Source organism: Microbispora sp. CA-135349 (assembly GCF_050947365.1).
Taxonomy (GTDB): Bacteria; Actinomycetota; Actinomycetes; order Streptosporangiales; family Streptosporangiaceae; genus Microbispora.
The window spans coordinates 5,684,737-5,701,037 of sequence record NZ_CP192001.1 but is presented as its reverse complement, the minus strand read 5'-3'; the positions used below and the strand labels follow the sequence as shown (position 1 = coordinate 5,701,037).

Below are 16,301 nucleotides of genomic sequence, written 5' to 3'. Positions count from 1 at the left end.
CGGCGCGGGGGCGGCGCGGGGGCGGCGCGGAGGCGGCCGTCCCGCGGCGCGACCTCCGGAATGGATCGGTGCGTCTCCCGCCCGGGCGACGCGGGGCCGTCGACGCGCGGGACGTCGCCGCTGCCCGGGAGGACCGGGCGCCGGTCAGGCGCCGCGCAGGTGCCGCAGCAGGCGGTCGAGAGGCCAGGTGTTCACGACGTCGTCGGGGGTGAGCCAGGCCCGCTGCGCGATGCCCACGCCGAACCTCTGATGGGCCAGGTGCGGGATGGCGTGGGAGTCGCTGTCGATCGAGAACTTCACGCCGTGGTGGCGCGCGAGCCGCACGAGGTCGGAGGGCAGGTCGGCGCGGTCGGGGTAGGAGTCGATCTCCATGATCGTGCCGGTCCTGGCGGCGGCGCGGAACACCGCCTCCCAGTCCGCGTCCACCGGCGGCCGCTTGCCGATCTTCCGGGTCGTGGGGTGACCGATGACGCGGACGTGCGGGTTCTCGCACGCCGTGATGAACCGGCGGGTCATCTCCTCCCGCGACTGGGTGAAGTGCGAGTGCACCGACGCGACGCAGACGTCGAACCCGGCCAGCACCTCGGCCGGCCAGTCGACCGAGCCGTCCGGGGCGATGTTGAGCTCGCTGCCGTGCAGGATGCGCATGTCCGGATAGCTCTCCTGCAGCTCGGCGATGCGGGCGCGCTGGGCGAGGGCCTTGTCGAGGGTCATCCGCTGCATGACCAGGTCGGGCGCGTGGTCGGTCACGGCGTAGTAGGAGTATCCGCGGGCCGCCGCCGCGGCGACCATGTCCTCCAGCGAGGCGATCCCGTCGGTCAGGTCGGTGTGGGTGTGCAGGTCGCCCCGCAGGTCGTGCAGCTCGACCAGGCGCGGCAGCTCGCCGCGCAGCGCGGCCTCCACCTCGCCGCCGTCCTCGCGCAGCGCGGGAGGCACCCACTGCATGCCGAGCGCCTGGTAGATCTCCTCCTCGGTCTCCGAGGCGATGAGGCGGTCGCCGTCGAACAGGCCGTACTCCGACAGCTTCCAGCCCTTCTTGACCGCCATCTCCCGGATGCGGACGTTGTGCTCCTTGCTGCCGGTGAAGTAGACCATCGCCGCGCCCCACGACTCGGCGGGGATCAGCCGCAGATCCACCTGCAGGCCCCGGTCGGTCCTGACCGACGTCTTCCGCTCGCCCTTCGCGACGACCTCGGTGACGTACGGCTGCCGCGCGAACAGGTCCATGAGGCCGGGGTCGCCGACGGCGAGGATGTCGATGTCGCCGATCGTCTCGCTCATCCGCCGCAGCGACCCGGCGAAGGCGATCCGCTCGGCGGGCAGCGAGGCGATGACCCGCTCGGCCAGATCGGCCGCGACGCCGAGATGGACCCGGTCGCCCGACCGCTCCATGTGCTCGATGCCCCTGAGCAGGTTCTCCTCGGTCTTGGCGCCGAAGCCGCGCACGCCGTTGAGGCGGCCGGCCCGGATCGCCTCGGCCAGAGCGGCGGGGGAGTCGATGCCGAGCTCCTGGAAGAGGAACAGCGCCTTCTTGGGGCCGAGCGAGGGAATCCGGGTCAGCGCGCGCACGCCCTCGGGCACCCGGCCGCGCAGGTCGTCGAGCTGCCGGAAGCTGCCGCGCTCCAGGAACTCCTCGATCTTCTTGGCGATCGCCTCGCCCACGCCGGGGATCGACCGCAGCGTCTTCCCGGTGAGATCCTCGGGGAACCCCGCGATCGACTTGGCCGCCCTCTGGTAGCTGCGCACGCGGAAGGCGTCCCCGCCGTTGAGTGCGAAGAGCTCGGCGTACTCCTGCAGCGCTGCGGCCGCCTCGTCATTGGCCCGTCCCATGCGTCTCAGGGTAGAAGAAGTGGCAGCGCGCGCTCGAACGAACGGATCCAGTACGGCCAGGTGTGGGTGCCGTTTCCGTAGAAGTCGGTTGTCACCTTCACCCCGGCCTTCTCCGCGGCCCTGGCGAAGTTCCGGTTCTGCCGCATGATCGCGGCCTCGGTGGGATCGGCCGGTCCGTCGCCCCGTTCCGGGGCCGACCCGCGCCGCGGGTCCAGCGGACCGGGATCGCCGTCGCCGGAGGACGCGTAGAGGCGCACGCCCTTCAGCCGCCCGAGGAGATCGGCGGGATTGTGCTCCGGCCAGGCGCTCGGGTCGCCCCACAGGTCCTCGGTGTCCACGCCGTTGTCCGCCATGAACGCCCGATAGCCGGGGACGTCGTCGCGAGTGTCGAGCACCCCCGAGAACGACGCCGCGGCCTCGAACATCCCCGGATGGCGGGCGGCGTAGACGAACGCGCCGTGACCGCCCATGGAGAAACCGGCCACCGCGCGGCGCGTGCCGACGCCGTACCGCGGCTCGACCAGGCGGGGCACCTCGGTCATGTGGAACGTCTCCCAGCCGGGGCCGTCGCGCCAGTCGGCGTACCAGCCCATCGAACCGCCCTCGGGGACGATGACGACGGCGCCGAGGCGGGCGGTCAGCCGGGCCACCTCACCCGTCCTGAGCCAGTCCCAGGCGCCGCCGGCACAGCAGCCGTGCAGCAGGTACAGCGCGCGCCAGCCGGTGGAACCCGGTTTCCAGCCGGCGGGCTTCACCACCCACACGGAGCGCCGCCCGCCCGCGGCCGGGGAGTCGATCTCGAGGTGGTCCGTCCGCCCGTCCACGGCCTCCTGAGAGACGATCGCGGCCGCGGAACGGACGGGCGGCGGCACCGCGGACTCGGCGGCGCCCTGGCAGCCGGTCACCGTGACGACGAGCACGAGCCACGCCAGAATCTTCTTCACGAGAGGCTGGATGTCATATCGATCACCCGCCGTCAACCCCGGAGAAGGGTTTCGCGTAGGCGAAAAGCCCCTCAGGCGGCGGGACCGGTCGCTCGAAGACCCGGACCTGGAAGAACGTCCCCCACTTCGGCCCCGGTGCTGTCACGCCGTACGTCTCCGAGTGCTCGAAGCCGAAGCGCGAGTAGTACGCCGGGTCGCCGAGCAACCCGACCTCGACCGGGGGCCCGTCCGGCCGGCCGGGGTCGCGGGCCGCCTGGTAGGGGGCGAAGGCGGCGGCGACGACCGCGCGGACGGCTTCGACATCGTCGGGGTTCTCCCGTCGGATCAGCATCCGGCCAGCCTGCCGCCCCGGCTCACCTTCCGGCAACGTGTGCCCGCCGAGGACCGTGGTGTCATCCCGCGCAGAGGGCGGAGCTCCCCTCCTGTCCCGGCCGGGAGAGCTGCGCGGAGGCCCGTTCGAGCGGGTCGCCGCCCGCCGCCAGATCGCGGTGATCGCGTGGTGACATCCTGTAGGCGGTGCGGAAGGCGCGGCCGAAGGTCGTCGCATCGGTGAAGCCCCAGCGGGTGGCGATGGCGTGGATGGAACGGGAACGCTGCCGGGGATCGGCGAGATCGCGGTGGCACTGTTCCAATCGGCAACGGCGGATCCAGGCCGCCACGGTGACGCCCTGCTCCTCGAAGAGCTTGTACAGGTGCCGGACGGAGATCTGGTGTGCCGCGGCGATCGTCGCCGGGGTCAGGCCGGGGTCGCGGAGCCGCTGCCGGATGAAGTCGTGGATCGACGACAGCAGGGCCTGACGCCGCGATTCGGGTGACAGCAGGGCGGTGGCCTCGACCCGGTCGGCGCAGGTGGCCGAGATCAGGTCGAGGGTGACGGCGGCCACCGCCTGCGCGTCGCGGATTGTGAGCCCTTCGGCGTTCTCCGCCAGGTGCCCGAGATGTCCGGCCAGGACGCGGGTGATGCCGTGCCGGACGGCGAACGGCGCGGCGGCGAGCCGGCCGACCATGTCGGACCGCAGGCCGAGCGCCGCCCGGGGAAACTGGACGATCAGCGACGTGGCCGGACCGTCGTCGGCTCCCCGCCACCCGTGGCACGGGCGGGAGGAATCGACGAGGAGAAACTGTCCGGCCTGGACCGTCGCGTCCCGCCCCGCCTGACTTATGCCGCCGGTGCCGCCGCGGAGGAGATGCAACTGAAAAACCTCCGGATCCGACTGCCTGATGAGCTTCGCGGGCCGGCTCGCCCGCAGCATGGTGTGGCTCACCACCGAGAGCTGCAACCCGCCGAGGTCGAAGACCCGCGCCGACGCGGCGAAGCGGGCGGGGTGATCTGTGGCCAGCCAGGCGTGCACATGCGTCCGTGACATGGTGTCGCACCAGGAGGGAAACCGGTCTCGGGCAGCCAGATCTTCGCTGCTCCACTCCAGAATCGTCGTCACTCGCCCTCGCACCTTCCCGCATAGCAACTTAGCAATGCTAACTTAGCTTGCACAAGTTGTGTCTCGATGGGCAAGGCGCGTGCACAAATCGCCGTGAGTCGTGCAGAAGAAGCGGATGACGCCCATGCCTGCGCCGCCCGGCCCGCTGCCGATGGCGCCGATACCGGGCGGCGCAGGGGAAAGGGCCGGGAGCCCTCTCGGGAAGCGCGGTGGCGGAGATCCCCGTCACCATGCGCCGGTGCGGGGGAGGTGGCCGCCGGCACTACCCTGCCAGGGTGAGCCTGGATGTGTCCGTGGTGGTCCGTTATCGCAAGGCCGTGACGTACGGCGTGAACGCGCTGCTCGGCGCGCTGGAGACCGCGAAGGCGGAGTGCGACGTGCGGCTCGGGACCACCCCCGAGGAGACCGCGGCGCACATCGCGGCGAGTTCCGCGGACCGCGTCCTGGTCCTGTGGTCGTTCTACTCGCCGGACGCCGAGGCGATGGCCGCCGAACTGGCCGCCGTACGGGCCCTCGCCGACGACGCCCGCGTCCTGCACATCGCCGGTGGGGTGCACGCCACCGCCGAGCCGCAGCAGGTCGTCGACGCCGGCTGGGACCTCGCCGCGATCGGCGAGGGGGAGCCGACGATCGTCGCCCTGGTCGAGGCGCTGCGCGCGGACCGGCCGCTCACCACCGTGCCGGGGCTGGCGGTGCGCGACGACGACGGGGCGGCGCTGCGCACGCCGCCCGCGCCGCAACTGCCGCTCGACGCCTTCCCGTCCTTTCCCGACCGGCGCCGCCACTTCGGGCCCATCGAGATCACACGGGGCTGCGCCTACACGTGCCGCTTCTGCCAGACGCCCTTCATGTTCGGTGGCAGGTTCCGGCACCGCAGCGTCGCGAGCGTGCGCGAGCACGTCCGCCGGATGGCCGCCCACGGCCTGCGCGACGTCCGCTTCATCACCCCCACCTCCCTCTCGTACGGCACGCAGGGGCCCGAGCCCGTGCTGGACGCTGTGGAGGAACTGCTGGCGGGTGTTAAGGAGGAGCTGCCCGCGAACGGGCGGGTGTTCTTCGGCAGCTTCCCCTCGGAGATCCGTCCCGAGCACGTGTCGCCGGAGGCGATGCGGCTGCTCAAGCGATACGTGGCGAACGACAACATCATCATCGGAGCGCAGTCGGGCTCCGACCGGGTGCTGGCCGCGGCCGGTCGCGGCCACGGCAGCGAACCGGTCCGCGACGCCGTGCGGATCGCCGTGGAACACGGCTTCCGCCCCAACGTCGACTTCATCTTCGGGCTGCCGGGCGAGTCGGCCGAGGACCAGGACGCGTCCCTGCGGCTCGCCGCCGACCTCGCCGATCTCGGCGCGCGCATCCACACCCACACGTTCATGCCGCTGCCCGGCACGCCGTGGCGGGACGCCGAGCCCGCGTTCATCCCGCTGGACACGATGCGCGAGCTGGACCGGCTCGCCCAGCGCGGCGACGCCTACGGGCACTGGCGCAAGCAGGCCGAGCACGCGGCGCGGCTGGCCGAGACGGCCAAGGCCTACCCGCGCCGCGCCCGGCGGCGCCGTACGACCGACCTCTGACGCCGCCGCCCGCGCGAGCCCGTCCTCCGGCCCGCGCGGTCAGGGCTAGAACTGCTGCGGCCGGGTCTGGTACGGCTCCTCCAGGTAGGCGATCTCCTTGTCGGTGAGCGCGAGGTCCACGGCGGCGAGCGCGTCGTCCACGTGGTGTTCCCTGGTGGCGCCGACGATGGGAGCCACGACCGCGGGCTTGGCCAGCAGCCACGCGAGGGCGACGGTCGCGGGGGAGACGTCGCGCTCGGCGGCGGTGCGGGCCACCCGCTCCAGGATCGCCTCCTCGGCAGGTCCGCCGTACAACTGCTCCTGCCGGGCGCCGTCGCCGACCTGCCGCGTCGTGTCGGCCGGCTTGCCGGCGCGGGCGAGCAGGCCACGCGCGAGAGGGCTCCAGGGGATGAGCCCCACGCCCTGGTCGAGGCACTGCGGGATCATCTCCCGCTCCTCCTCACGGTGGAGCAGGTTGTAGTGGTCCTGCATGGAGACGAACCGGGTCCAGCCGTGCTTGTCCGCGGCGTGCTGGGCCTTGGCGAACTGCCACGCCCACATGCTGGAGGCGCCGATGTAGCGGGCCTTGCCGGCCCGGACGATGTCGTGGAGGGCCTCCATGGTCTCCTCGATCGGCGTCTCGGCGTCCCACCGGTGGATCTGGTAGAGGTCGACGTAGTCGGTGCCGAGACGGGTCAGGGAGGCGTCGATGGCCGACATGACGTGCTTGCGGGACAGGCCGTAGTCGTTCCTGCCCTCGCCCATCGGGAAGTAGACCTTGGTGGCCAGCACGTAGTCGTCGCGCCGGGGGAAGATCTTGCGCAGCAGCCGCCCGGTGACCTCCTCGCTGACGCCCCCCGAATAGACGTCGGCGGTGTCGAAGAAGTCGACCCCGCCCTCGGCCGCCTTGCGCACGATGGGTTCGGCGTGCTCCTCATCCAGGACCCAGCCGCCCCACTTGGCCGGTTCGCCGTAGCTCATCATGCCGAGGCAGATCCTGCTGACCTTCATACCGGTGGTGCCAAGTCGTCTGTAATCCATGGCAGCACCCTATTCACCTCCCGCCCCGAACGGCATCGGAAGGTCAACGACGGCCCTGGCCGGTCGGCACGGTCGGGCTGAACCGTACGGGCAGGGCCTCCAGACTGCGAACCCACAGCGAAGGGCGCCAACGCAGCGCGTCAGGTTTCACGGCGAGGTAGACGTCGGGCAGCCGGTCGAGGAGGACCTCCACGGCCGTCTTGGCGATGATCCCGCCGAGCTCGGGCGCGGGGAAGGGACAACCGTACTCGCCGTGGCCGAAGGCCAGGTGCGCCCGGTTGGCGCCGGAGCCGGCATGGGCGGCCGGTTGCACCTGCGGATCGGCGTTGGCCGCGGCGACACCGAGCACCAGCATGTCGCCCCGGCGGATGCGCCGCCCGGCCAGCTCGCAGTCCTGCACGGCCCAGCGATTGGGCATGTTCGGCGTGGGCGGGTCCTTCCACAGCACATCGTTCAGCGCCTCGCCGACGCTGCTGCGGCCGCCTTGCAGGCTCATCGAGAAGTGGTCGTCCATCAGCATCAGCCGCAGGGTGCTGCCGATCCAGTTGCGGCAGTTGTCATGGGAGGAGATCATCGTCATGATCAGGTCCTGGACGATCTCCTCGTCGGTGATCCGCGCGTGATGCGCCAGCATGCGCGAGGTGAGGTCGTGGCCCGGCAGGGCGCGCTTGTCGGCGATGAGCCGGCTTAGTTTGTCCAGAATCCGGAGAACCGCCGAGGGGGCCTCCTCGCCCCCGCTCAGCACGTGGTTGACGTCCTCGACCAGCTCCGGCAGGTCGGTCTCCGCCAGCCCGAACAGACGGGTGATGACCTGAGCCGGAATCCGGTCGGCGTACTGGGAGATCAGGTCGGTCTGGCCGTTCCCGGAGAACTCGTCGATCGCGTGGTCGGCGATCTGCTCGCAGATCAGGGCGAGCTCGGTGCGGTCGACGCTGTCCAGCGCGTCGCTGATGGCGCCGATTCGCCGCTGGTGCTCGGCCCCCTCGGTGAACATCACGGACGGTTGCCATGTCACGTACGGGCGCGCCGGCCAGTCGGGGGGGAGGTGGTCCTGCAGGTTCCAGCGCCTGGGGTCGCGGCTGAACAACCGCGGCTGGCTGGTGACATGGTGCAGCTCGCGATAACCGATCACGTACCAGACGGGCATGCCGTCGAGGAGAACGGGGACGACGGGGCCGTGCTCGCGGCGCATCTCCTGGAACAGCGCGGCCGGGTCGTCGCCGATCAGTGACGCGTGCAGTCGCACGGCATTGGCGTGGTCGGCGTATCCCTCCAGCGGCTCCCGTCTCCGCTCGGGATGCTGCGATGCGGGCGAGGCGGCGAACGGGTCTGTGGAGTCGGGCAGGGGAGGGGTGTTCGTCACGGCATGCTCTCTCGGGCGGGCAACTGGTCGTAGGTGCGGGTGAGGTGCTCAATGAGCGTGATCAGCACGTGCTTGGACGAGGACCGCTCTCTCGCGTCGCAGTCGATGAGCGGGACCTCCGGCGACAGTGCGAGCGCCTCGCGCACCGAATCCAGGGTGGGCCCGTCGGTGAAGCGGTTGACCGCGACGACGAACGGGGTCCGATGGTGCTCCAGCCGGTCGATGGAGTACCAGGAATCCTCCAGGCGGCGGGCGTCCACCAGGACGACCGCGCCCAGGCTGCCGGCGAACAACTGGTCCCACACGAACCAGAACCGCTGCTGACCGGGCGCGCCGAACAGGTAGAGCACCTTGCTCTCGTTCAGCGTGATCCGGCCGAAGTCGAAGGCCACCGTGGTGGTCGTCTTGGTCCGTACCCGGCTGGCGTCGTCGATGCCCACGCTCGCCTGGGTCATGAGCTCCTCGGTGCTCAGCGGGCGGATCTCGCTCACCGAGCCGACCATGGTCGTCTTTCCCGCCCCGAACCCGCCGACGATCACGATTTTCAGCGCGTCCGCGGCGGTCGTGCGTAGCGGCGTTCGCGTGGTGGCCGCCATCTGGTCAGAGGTTGTGGAGCGCAACGAGCACCTGCCTCAGGATTTCGGGATCCGGTCGTCCGGCGTGTGCGGCGATCGACGGATGACGGACGGTGATGCGACCGGTGTCCAGCAGGTCGCACAGCAGGATCTTCACCACGCTGACCGGCAGCCGCAGTTCCGCTGAGATCTCCACCACCGCCGTCGGCCGCTGGGCCATCTGCAGGATCTTGATGTGCTCGGACTGCATACCGGGGGTGGGGGCGCACTCGCTGACGATGAGGGAGACGGAGTCGAAGGTCTTCTCATCGGCGCTGGTACGCCCGCCGGTGACCGTGTAGAGCCGGTCAGGGTCTTCTTGGTCGATGGCTCGCCGTGTCATCCGCGGTCGTCGCTGTTCTCCGTCTGCCGCGGTGCCGCGGTGAGGTACACCCCGATCTGCTCCACCAGTTCGTTCATGTTGTGCGCGATAAGCCCCACCTCACCGTCCTCCTCGGCCACCACGGCCAGGTGGGCGCCGTCCCCGGCCGGCACGATGAGCAGCAGACCGCCGGCGAACTCCACCATCGCCTGCCCCGCGCCGATGCCGTCCCCGAACTCGGCGGAGGCGCTCAGCGAGAGGCTCTGGATCCCGGCGGCCAGAGCGGCGAGCTGGTCGGCGGCGTCCAGGCCGAGGTCGGCGGTGAAGCTCATCTTCAGGCCGTCCCTGGTCAGCACCAGCACATGCCTGATCCCCGGGGTCTTCTCCTTGAGGTTCTCCAGTAGCCAGTCGAAGTCACGATCGGTGGTGTGCGAAGCGTCGGTTGTGCTCATAGAAACGACGGGGTGCCCCTTCGGCGCGGGAGGGACGCCCCCTGCCTCCTCATCTGTGGATCCAAAGATGTCCGGTGGTCGGCGGACGCGTGTCAAGAGTCGCCCGGGGCCGGGGCCGGGGCCGGGGGAGGGGGAGCGGCCGAAGAGGAAGTACGCCCACGGCCGCCGGCTTGGCGGAACGCGGCGAACCTCGCAGCCGAGTCGGATCCCTCGCGCGCGGGCTTGGCCGGCGATGCCTGCCGCGCCCTGGTCGCCTCGGCCAGCGTCTGCCCCCGGCGCCGCCTGGGCAGCAGATCTTCGGGCTCGTCGGCCGGCCCCTCCTGCGCGGGTACGGCCGGTGCCTGCACGGCGGCCTGCACGGGCCGGCGGACCGACGCCTCGGCGTCGGGCGGCACGGTGGCCGACAGGGGCTGCGTGATCAGCAGGCGCGGGATCAACATCACGACCCCCGTGCCGCCCCGGGCGGACGACCGGAAGCTGACCGTCAGGCCGTACTTGTCGACCAGGCGTCCCACGACCGCCAGGCCCAGCCGGGTACCGGACAGCGTCCGCAGGTCGAGCGGCTCGGACACGAGCCTGGCGGCGTGCTGCCGCTCGCGCGGGCGCATCCCCAGGCCACTGTCCTCGACAGTGATCACGACGCCGGCGTCCTCCTCGTCCACGTACACGTGGACCTCGGTGCCGTGCGCCGAGAACGTGGCGGCGTTGTCCATCAATTCGGCCAGCGCGTGCATCACGCCCTCGGCCGCGTACCCCGCGACGGCGGCGGTGCTGGTGGAGTGCAGCCGGACGCGCCGGTAGGCGCTGATGCGGCCCATCGCGCCGCGCAGGACGCTCTCCATGACGATCGGCCGGGTCCATCGCCGCCCGGAACGGCCGCCGCTCAGCAGCGCGATGTTGTCCGCCAGCCGGCTCATCTGGGAGACGCGGTGGTCCAGGTCCAGCAGGTCGGCGAACACCTCCTCATGCTCGCCGTACTGCTCCTCCAGTTCACGCAGCCGGGCGAGCAGGCTGGTGGCCTGCGCCTGCACCCGGGCCGCGGCCCCGGCGCACGCGGCCATCACGGCGGTGCCCCTGCGCTCGCTCTCGGAGAGCTGCCGCGCCGTCTCGCGCAGCAGGGCGCGTAGCGGCTCCTGCGCCGGCTGGCGTATCTCGGCCAGTGCGGCGCTCACCGACATCCGGTCCGTCTGGATTCGCCGGAACAGCTCCGGCAGCGTGTCGTCGATCAGCCGGGAGATCTCGCCCTCGGTCGCATCGCGGGACACCTGGGCGACGGCGCGCTCGCGTTCGAGTAGTTCGAGCTCGTGCCCGGCCGCTGTGAGCAGGTGCCGCAGCGGGCCGTCCGGAGGCTGCGGTATCCGGGAGAGCGCGTCGGCGACCGAGGCGCCGTCCCGCACCTGACGTCCCAGTGAGGGCAGCGACTCCTCGGCCATTCGCAGCGTTTCCCGCTCCAGCCAGGTGAACCGCGCGGCGGCCCACTCGGCCTGCTCACGCAGCCGGCGACCGGTGCCGGAGTAGTGGACAACGGCCGCGACGGCGCCGGACAGGAGTACGGCCGAGACCCCGCCGACGAGCGCCATCAGCTCTCTGGCCTCATAAGGCGCGGCGGACATTGTCCACAACCACGCGCAGGCCGTTATGATCAAGGTGCCGAGAAAGGCGAGGACCACCAGTTCTCTCGGTGAAAACCTTCTCCGTGCCCGGTGGGGTACATCTACTGACATCGGCGTCCTCGGGGTGGCGGCACAGCATGACAAGGCCGCGTCGAACCTGCTGTTCTCCCTGTGAGACGGGACGGCCATGCGGTGCCGTTTCACAGCAGAGCGTGAACAGGCACATACCGTAGCACCATGTCCCCGACTAAGAACAGACAGTCACTCTCGAACCATGTGTTTCAGCTTTAATCAACCACGAGTCAACACATCCATTGACCAAAGCTCACTTTTTGGACATTTATGCATTTATGGTGATGATTCCCTATGGAGTCGCCAGGCCGAGGCCCGGGAGCACCGTGTTCGTCTTGTGGGAACTCTTCCCAGGTGAAGCGGACCGACTGGCCTACCGTGAGATTCCGCGGGGGCTTCGTGACGATGTGAGAGAAGTGCACCCAGACCTCGCCGGGAACATCCTCGGACGTGATCACTCCCAGGCCGTCGATGTCATGCCATCGCGTGACGGTTCCCGTTGTCGGCTCGCGCTTGTCGTCTTGTGACACTGGGCTTCTGCGACCTCGCGTTCGTCCATACCGGCAAGCGCCTGATGCCGTGACCGCGGCGTCATCGGGCTGTGCAGGTGACGGGCGACGGGTCCTCGACGGCGCCTCCGTTCCAGCCGATCGCGAATTTCAGCGTCACCGAACTGCCCGGCGGCATCACGACGTTCTGCGTGATGGTCACCGTGGATCCCGGCGGGTTGTTGCCGTTCCACTGTACGTATTGCAGGCCGTTGGGGACCTTGAAGGTCACGGTCCACGAGCTGATGGGCACCGTTCCCGTGTTGCGTACCGTCAGCTCGCCCCAAGGGGCTACCGCCCATGCGGGGTGGAGCTTGATCGTCGCTTCGCAGGAGCGGGTGACCACGAAGGACGGGCTGGGGGACGGCGAGAGGCTGGGAGACGCCGACGGGCTGGGGGACGGCGAGGGGCTGGGTGATGGTGAGGGGCTGGGTGACGGTGACGGACTGGGCGTTGGCGAGGGACACGGCGAGGCGCTGGGGGACGGCGAGGCGCTGGGGGACGGCGAGGGACTGGGTGATGGTGAAGGACTGGGTGATGGTGAAGGACTGGGCGAGGAGGAGGGGTCGGCGGACGCCGACGGGCTGGGAGACGGTGACGGGCTGGGCGACGGCGACGGTGAAGGGCTGGACGAAGGGGAGGGGCACGGCGAGGAGCCGCCCGGCGACGAGGGCGACGGCGAGAGCGAGGGACCGGCCGACGGCGAGGGCGACGAGCCTGATGACGGCCACGTGCCGGCGGGCGGGATCCGGACGACCATGTCGTCCTGGGGCTTCGCGGCCCCTCTGCCGTCGCGGTTGCTCGTCGCCACCCAGAGCCAGCCGTCGGGGCCGACCGCCACGGTGCGCAGCCGGCCCAACATCCCCTGCAGCTCGGCCACCGGAGCGCCAACCCTGTTGCCGCCGCTGACCGGCACCGTCCACAGACGCTTACCGCCGAGGGCCGCGGCGAAGAGCGTGCTGTTGGCGTACGCCAGGCCGCTGGGCGATGCCTCGTCGTCGTTCCAGGTCACCAGGGGGTTCGTAGCGCTCTGGTTGTTGCACATGCCCTCGCAGACGGGCCAGCCGTAGTTGCCGCCGGGCCGGATGTAGTTGATCTCGTCCGTGGTGTTCTGGCCGAATTCCGTGGCGTACAGCCGGCCGGCCTCGTCCCAGGCGAGCCCCTGAACGTTGCTGTGGCCGTAGCTGTAGACCGGCGAGCCGGAGAACGGGTTGTCCGAAGGGACCGTGCCGTTGCTCGTGATGCGCAGGATCTTGCCGGCGAGGTTCGTGCTCTGGGCGTACCCGGGGTAGCCGGTGTCGCCCGTGGACACGTACAGCATGCCGTCGGGGCCGAACGCGATGCGCCCGCCGTTGCGGAGCTGGCCCCGGGGGATGCCGGCGAGGATGACCTGCTGGGTCTGCGGAGCGCTGAGCCGGAACCGGACCACCCGGTTGTCGGAGGCGGAGCCGATGTACGCGTAGACCCACTGGTCCTGCGCGAACGTGGGGGAGAGCGCGATGCCGAGCAGGCCTCCCTCACCCGAGGGATAGACGTTCGGGACCTTGGCCACCTGTGCGGGCGAAGAGCCGGGACGCACCCGCACGATGGCCGCGGTGTCGCGTTCGGAGACGAGGGCGCTGCCGTCGGGGAGGAACGCCATGCCCCAGGGCACCTGCAACCCCGACGCGACGACCTGCACATGGGCGAAGTCGAACCCGCCCGTCACCGCGCCCGCGGCGGCGGGCCGGGTGACGACGAGCGCCGTGGCGGCGATCACGGCGCAGACGATGGTCGAAAGTGCTGCGGACAGTCGCTTGGGCATCACGCGCTCCCGGGGGCGGGACGGGGGGCTACCGGCTCGTCACCATCGAAAGCGCGAGCCGCCCCCGCGGCAATCGCCGGGCGGGCACGCGCTCGCCGACCTGCGCGTACGCTGCCGCCCGCGCCCGTGCGCGGGAAACTTTCACAACCTGGCGCCAGCGCGTGGGCCGCCGGTCAGCGGTCGCCGACGGCGGCGACCGGCCCGAGCGCACCTGCGAACCCGGGTCCTGTCCGAACCCGCCGCCGTCAGCCGCCGGCGGCGTGACCACTCCGGATCGACCTGGCCGGCTCGCACAGACGCCGCCAACTCCTCGGCAAGCCGCCCACAAGTCCCGATGCGTACAAACAGTGACGTGAACGACTACGACCTCCGGCGGCCGACTCCCGCCGACGCGGTGGCCATCCACGAACTGGTCACCGAGCACGACATCGAAGTGACCGGCAAACCCGACTGGACGCTCGCCGACGTCGCCGACACCCTCGGCGAGCTGGACCTGGAGCACGACAGCTGGGTGGTCCACGCGGGCGGGCGGCTTCTGGGCTGGGGCCATGCCAGGCGCAAGGGCGTCAGCGACAACGTGGACGCCGACGTGCAGGCGCGGGAGCCCGGCGCGGCCGCCCTGCTGTGGGACCTCGTGCTCGGCCGGGCCGGGGAGCTCGCACGCGAGGCCGGGCACGACCACGCCATCGTCGACGTCAGCGTCTACGAGCAGGACACCGTGATGCGTGAGGCCGCCAAGGAGCGCGGCTTCGCTCCCGCCACCAGCTTCCACCGCATGCGGGCCGACCACGCCGGCGTACGGCCGGTCTTCCTGCCCGGGGTCACGGTCGAGGCGGGCTCGCCCGACGGGGAGGAGGTGCTGCGCGCGGCCCACGCCGTCCAGCAGGAGGGTTTCGCCGAGCACTTCGGATTCGTGCCGAAGACGTTCGAGGAGTGGGCCGACGAGATGGGGGCGTCCAGCGCGAACGACTGGACGCAACTGCTGCTGGCCCGCGTCCACGGCGAGCCCGCGGCCATGCTGCTCGGCACCGACCATTTCGTGCCGGACGAGAACTGCGGCTACGTCCGCACGCTGGCGGTGCGGCCCGCCTTCCGCGGGCGCGGCCTCGGCCGGCTGCTGCTCACACGGGCCTTCGAGGCCGACGAGCGGCGCGGGCGGGTGGGCACGATTCTGCACGTGGACGGCAACAACACCACTCCCGCCCTCGGCCTGTACCGGTCGGTGGGCATGCGCCCGGTGCTCGTCATCGACGTCTGGAGGGCCCTCGTCCGTCCCGGATCTTGAGACCGCCTTGTTCACAACCCGGATACCTCTACTGTGAGATAGGGAGAAATCAGACACAAGGGAGAGTTGATGCTGCACGAGAGGCTCGAGGCGGTCTACGACAACGTCCTGCGCCGCAACTCCGGCGAGACCGAGTTCCACCAGGCCGTACGCGAGGTGCTGGAGAGCATCGGCCCGGTCCTGGGCAAGCACCCCGAGTACGCGGAGCAGAAGATCATCGAGCGGATCTTCGAGCCGGAACGGCAGATCATCTTCCGGGTGCCCTGGGAGGACGACCGGGGCGAGGTGCACATCAACCGCGGCTTCCGGGTCGAGTTCAACAGCGCGCTCGGGCCGTACAAGGGCGGGCTGCGCTTCCACCCCTCGGTCTACCTCGGCATCATCAAGTTCCTGGCCGTGGAGCAGATCTTCAAGAACAGCCTGACCGGCCTGCCGATAGGCGCGGGCAAGGGCGGCGCGGACTTCGACCCGAAGGGCCGTTCCGACCGGGAGATCATGCGCTTCTGCCAGAGCTTCATGACCGAGCTGTACCGGCACATCGGCGAGCACACCGACGTGCCCGCGGGGGACATCGGCGTCGGGGGCCGGGAGATCGGCTACCTGTTCGGCCAGTACAAGCGCATCACCAACCGGTACGAGTCCGGCGTCATCACCGGCAAGGGCCTCACCTACGGCGGCGCCCAGGTGCGCACCGAGGCCACCGGCTACGGCTGCGCGTTCTTCGTCGAGGAGATGCTCAAGGCGCGGGGCACGTCGTTCGACGGCAAGCGTGTGGTCGTCTCCGGCTCCGGCAACGTGGCCATCTACGCCATCGAGAAGGTACGCGAGATGGGCGGCGTCGTCGTGGCCTGCTCCGACTCCTCGGGCTACGTGGTGGACGAGAAGGGCATCGACCTCGACCTCCTCAAGCAGGTCAAGGAGGTCGAGCGGCGCCGTCTCAGCGACTACGCCGAGCGCCGCGGCGCCGAGGCGAAGTACGTGGCCGGGCGCAGCGTGTGGGAGGTGCCCTGCGAGGTGGCGCTCCCGTCGGCCACGCAGAACGAGATCACCGGCAAGGACGCCGAGGCGCTCGTGCGTGGCGGCTGCATCGCGGTCGGCGAGGGCGCCAACATGCCGACCATGCCCGAGGGCATCCGGGTGTTCCGGGAGGCCGGGGTGGCCTTCGGCCCCGGCAAGGCCGCGAACGCGGGTGGCGTGGCCACCAGCGCCCTGGAGATGCAGCAGAACGCCAGCCGCGACTCGTGGACGTTCGAGTTCTCGGAGCGGAAGCTCCAGGAGATCATGAGCGACATCCACGCCCGCTGCCTGGAGACGGCCGACGCGTACGGCATGCCGGGCGACTATGTGGCCGGCGCCAACATCGACGGCTTCAGGCGGGTGGCGGACGCCATGCTCGCCCTCGGCCTCATCTGAGCGCCCAC

The 16,301-nt window shown here is 70.7% G+C and carries 15 protein-coding genes; 3 read left to right on the top strand and 12 right to left on the bottom strand.

Translation table 11 applies throughout. The features are described 5' to 3' along the window. Nucleotides 1-144: 144 nt before the first annotated feature. The 4 genes from polX to ACQPZZ_RS26235 all read right to left on the bottom strand — a co-directional run bounded on the left by polX (nucleotide 145) and on the right by ACQPZZ_RS26235 (nucleotide 4,141). Nucleotides 145-1,830, bottom strand: coding sequence for a DNA polymerase/3'-5' exonuclease PolX (polX, locus tag ACQPZZ_RS26250; RefSeq protein WP_432923268.1), 1,686 nt, complete (start codon nucleotides 1,828-1,830; stop codon nucleotides 145-147). A 5-nt stretch (nucleotides 1,831-1,835) separates the two neighbouring features. Further along, nucleotides 1,836-2,774 (bottom strand): alpha/beta hydrolase, encoded by a 939-nt coding sequence (locus ACQPZZ_RS26245; RefSeq protein WP_432923265.1) that lies wholly within the window; start codon nucleotides 2,772-2,774, stop codon nucleotides 1,836-1,838. Nucleotides 2,775-2,796: 22 nt separating this feature from the next. Beyond that, nucleotides 2,797-3,105, bottom strand: a complete 309-nt coding sequence (locus tag ACQPZZ_RS26240) for a hypothetical protein (RefSeq protein ID WP_432923262.1) — start codon at nucleotides 3,103-3,105, stop codon at nucleotides 2,797-2,799. Nucleotides 3,106-3,166: 61 nt separating this feature from the next. Continuing rightward, complete coding sequence (locus ACQPZZ_RS26235; RefSeq protein ID WP_432923259.1) at nucleotides 3,167-4,141, bottom strand: helix-turn-helix domain-containing protein; 975 nt, start codon at nucleotides 4,139-4,141, stop codon at nucleotides 3,167-3,169. Between the two features lie 347 nt (nucleotides 4,142-4,488). Between ACQPZZ_RS26235 and ACQPZZ_RS26230 the strand changes: the two genes are divergently transcribed. Continuing rightward, nucleotides 4,489-5,787, top strand: coding sequence for a TIGR04013 family B12-binding domain/radical SAM domain-containing protein (locus ACQPZZ_RS26230; protein WP_432923256.1), 1,299 nt, complete (start codon nucleotides 4,489-4,491; stop codon nucleotides 5,785-5,787). A gap of 45 nt (nucleotides 5,788-5,832) precedes the next feature. Here the strand turns inward: ACQPZZ_RS26230 and ACQPZZ_RS26225 are convergent, their stop codons facing one another. From ACQPZZ_RS26225 to ACQPZZ_RS26190, 8 genes are all read right to left on the bottom strand, one after another. After that, on the bottom strand, nucleotides 5,833-6,807 hold the full coding sequence (locus ACQPZZ_RS26225; protein ID WP_432923253.1) for an aldo/keto reductase: 975 nt from the start codon (nucleotides 6,805-6,807) through the stop codon (nucleotides 5,833-5,835). 43 nt (nucleotides 6,808-6,850) lie between these two features. After that, entirely contained in the window at nucleotides 6,851-8,170 is a 1,320-nt protein-coding gene (locus ACQPZZ_RS26220; RefSeq protein WP_432923250.1) for a cytochrome P450, read from the bottom strand. Continuing rightward, a complete protein-coding gene (locus tag ACQPZZ_RS26215; protein ID WP_432923247.1) occupies nucleotides 8,167-8,766 on the bottom strand; it encodes a GTP-binding protein in 600 nt (199 codons plus the stop codon). Before ACQPZZ_RS26215 ends, ACQPZZ_RS26220 begins: the two co-directional genes overlap by 4 nt. Before the next feature lie 4 nt (nucleotides 8,767-8,770). Further along, complete coding sequence (locus ACQPZZ_RS26210; protein ID WP_363639924.1) at nucleotides 8,771-9,127, bottom strand: DUF742 domain-containing protein; 357 nt, start codon at nucleotides 9,125-9,127, stop codon at nucleotides 8,771-8,773. Continuing rightward, complete coding sequence (locus ACQPZZ_RS26205) at nucleotides 9,124-9,558, bottom strand: roadblock/LC7 domain-containing protein (RefSeq protein WP_432923244.1); 435 nt, start codon at nucleotides 9,556-9,558, stop codon at nucleotides 9,124-9,126. The genes ACQPZZ_RS26210 and ACQPZZ_RS26205 overlap by 4 nt, the downstream gene beginning before the upstream one ends. A gap of 92 nt (nucleotides 9,559-9,650) precedes the next feature. Continuing rightward, a complete protein-coding gene (locus tag ACQPZZ_RS26200; RefSeq protein ID WP_432923241.1) occupies nucleotides 9,651-11,171 on the bottom strand; it encodes a sensor histidine kinase in 1,521 nt (506 codons plus the stop codon). A gap of 302 nt (nucleotides 11,172-11,473) precedes the next feature. Further along, nucleotides 11,474-11,773, bottom strand: coding sequence for a cold-shock protein (locus ACQPZZ_RS26195; RefSeq protein ID WP_432923238.1), 300 nt, complete (start codon nucleotides 11,771-11,773; stop codon nucleotides 11,474-11,476). 61 nt (nucleotides 11,774-11,834) lie between these two features. Further along, complete coding sequence (locus ACQPZZ_RS26190) at nucleotides 11,835-13,595, bottom strand: PQQ-dependent sugar dehydrogenase (protein WP_432923235.1); 1,761 nt, start codon at nucleotides 13,593-13,595, stop codon at nucleotides 11,835-11,837. A 352-nt stretch (nucleotides 13,596-13,947) separates the two neighbouring features. On the opposite strand from ACQPZZ_RS26190, the gene ACQPZZ_RS26185 reads away from it, so the two are divergent. Beyond that, nucleotides 13,948-14,880, top strand: a complete 933-nt coding sequence (locus ACQPZZ_RS26185; RefSeq protein WP_432923232.1) for a GNAT family N-acetyltransferase — start codon at nucleotides 13,948-13,950, stop codon at nucleotides 14,878-14,880. A 69-nt stretch (nucleotides 14,881-14,949) separates the two neighbouring features. After that, nucleotides 14,950-16,293, top strand: coding sequence for an NADP-specific glutamate dehydrogenase (gene gdhA / locus ACQPZZ_RS26180; RefSeq protein ID WP_432923229.1), 1,344 nt, complete (start codon nucleotides 14,950-14,952; stop codon nucleotides 16,291-16,293). Nucleotides 16,294-16,301 lie beyond the last annotated feature (8 nt).

Bases quoted from the DNA above. Each gene is read 5' to 3' on its own strand.
- ACQPZZ_RS26225 (WP_432923253.1), bottom strand. From the start codon at position 6,807: ATGGATTACAGACGACTTGGCACCACCGGTATGAAGGTCAGCAGGATC.
- ACQPZZ_RS26200 (WP_432923241.1), bottom strand. From the start codon at position 11,171: ATGTCCGCCGCGCCTTATGAGGCCAGAGAGCTGATGGCGCTCGTCGGC.
- ACQPZZ_RS26215 (WP_432923247.1), bottom strand. From the start codon at position 8,766: ATGGCGGCCACCACGCGAACGCCGCTACGCACGACCGCCGCGGACGCG.
- ACQPZZ_RS26235 (WP_432923259.1), bottom strand. From the start codon at position 4,141: ATGTCACGGACGCATGTGCACGCCTGGCTGGCCACAGATCACCCCGCC.
- polX (WP_432923268.1), bottom strand. From the start codon at position 1,830: ATGGGACGGGCCAATGACGAGGCGGCCGCAGCGCTGCAGGAGTACGCC.
- ACQPZZ_RS26210 (WP_363639924.1), bottom strand. From the start codon at position 9,127: ATGACACGGCGAGCCATCGACCAAGAAGACCCTGACCGGCTCTACACG.
- ACQPZZ_RS26190 (WP_432923235.1), bottom strand. From the start codon at position 13,595: ATGCCCAAGCGACTGTCCGCAGCACTTTCGACCATCGTCTGCGCCGTG.
- gdhA (WP_432923229.1), top strand. From the start codon at position 14,950: ATGCTGCACGAGAGGCTCGAGGCGGTCTACGACAACGTCCTGCGCCGC.
- ACQPZZ_RS26240 (WP_432923262.1), bottom strand. From the start codon at position 3,105: ATGCTGATCCGACGGGAGAACCCCGACGATGTCGAAGCCGTCCGCGCG.
- ACQPZZ_RS26205 (WP_432923244.1), bottom strand. From the start codon at position 9,558: ATGAGCACAACCGACGCTTCGCACACCACCGATCGTGACTTCGACTGG.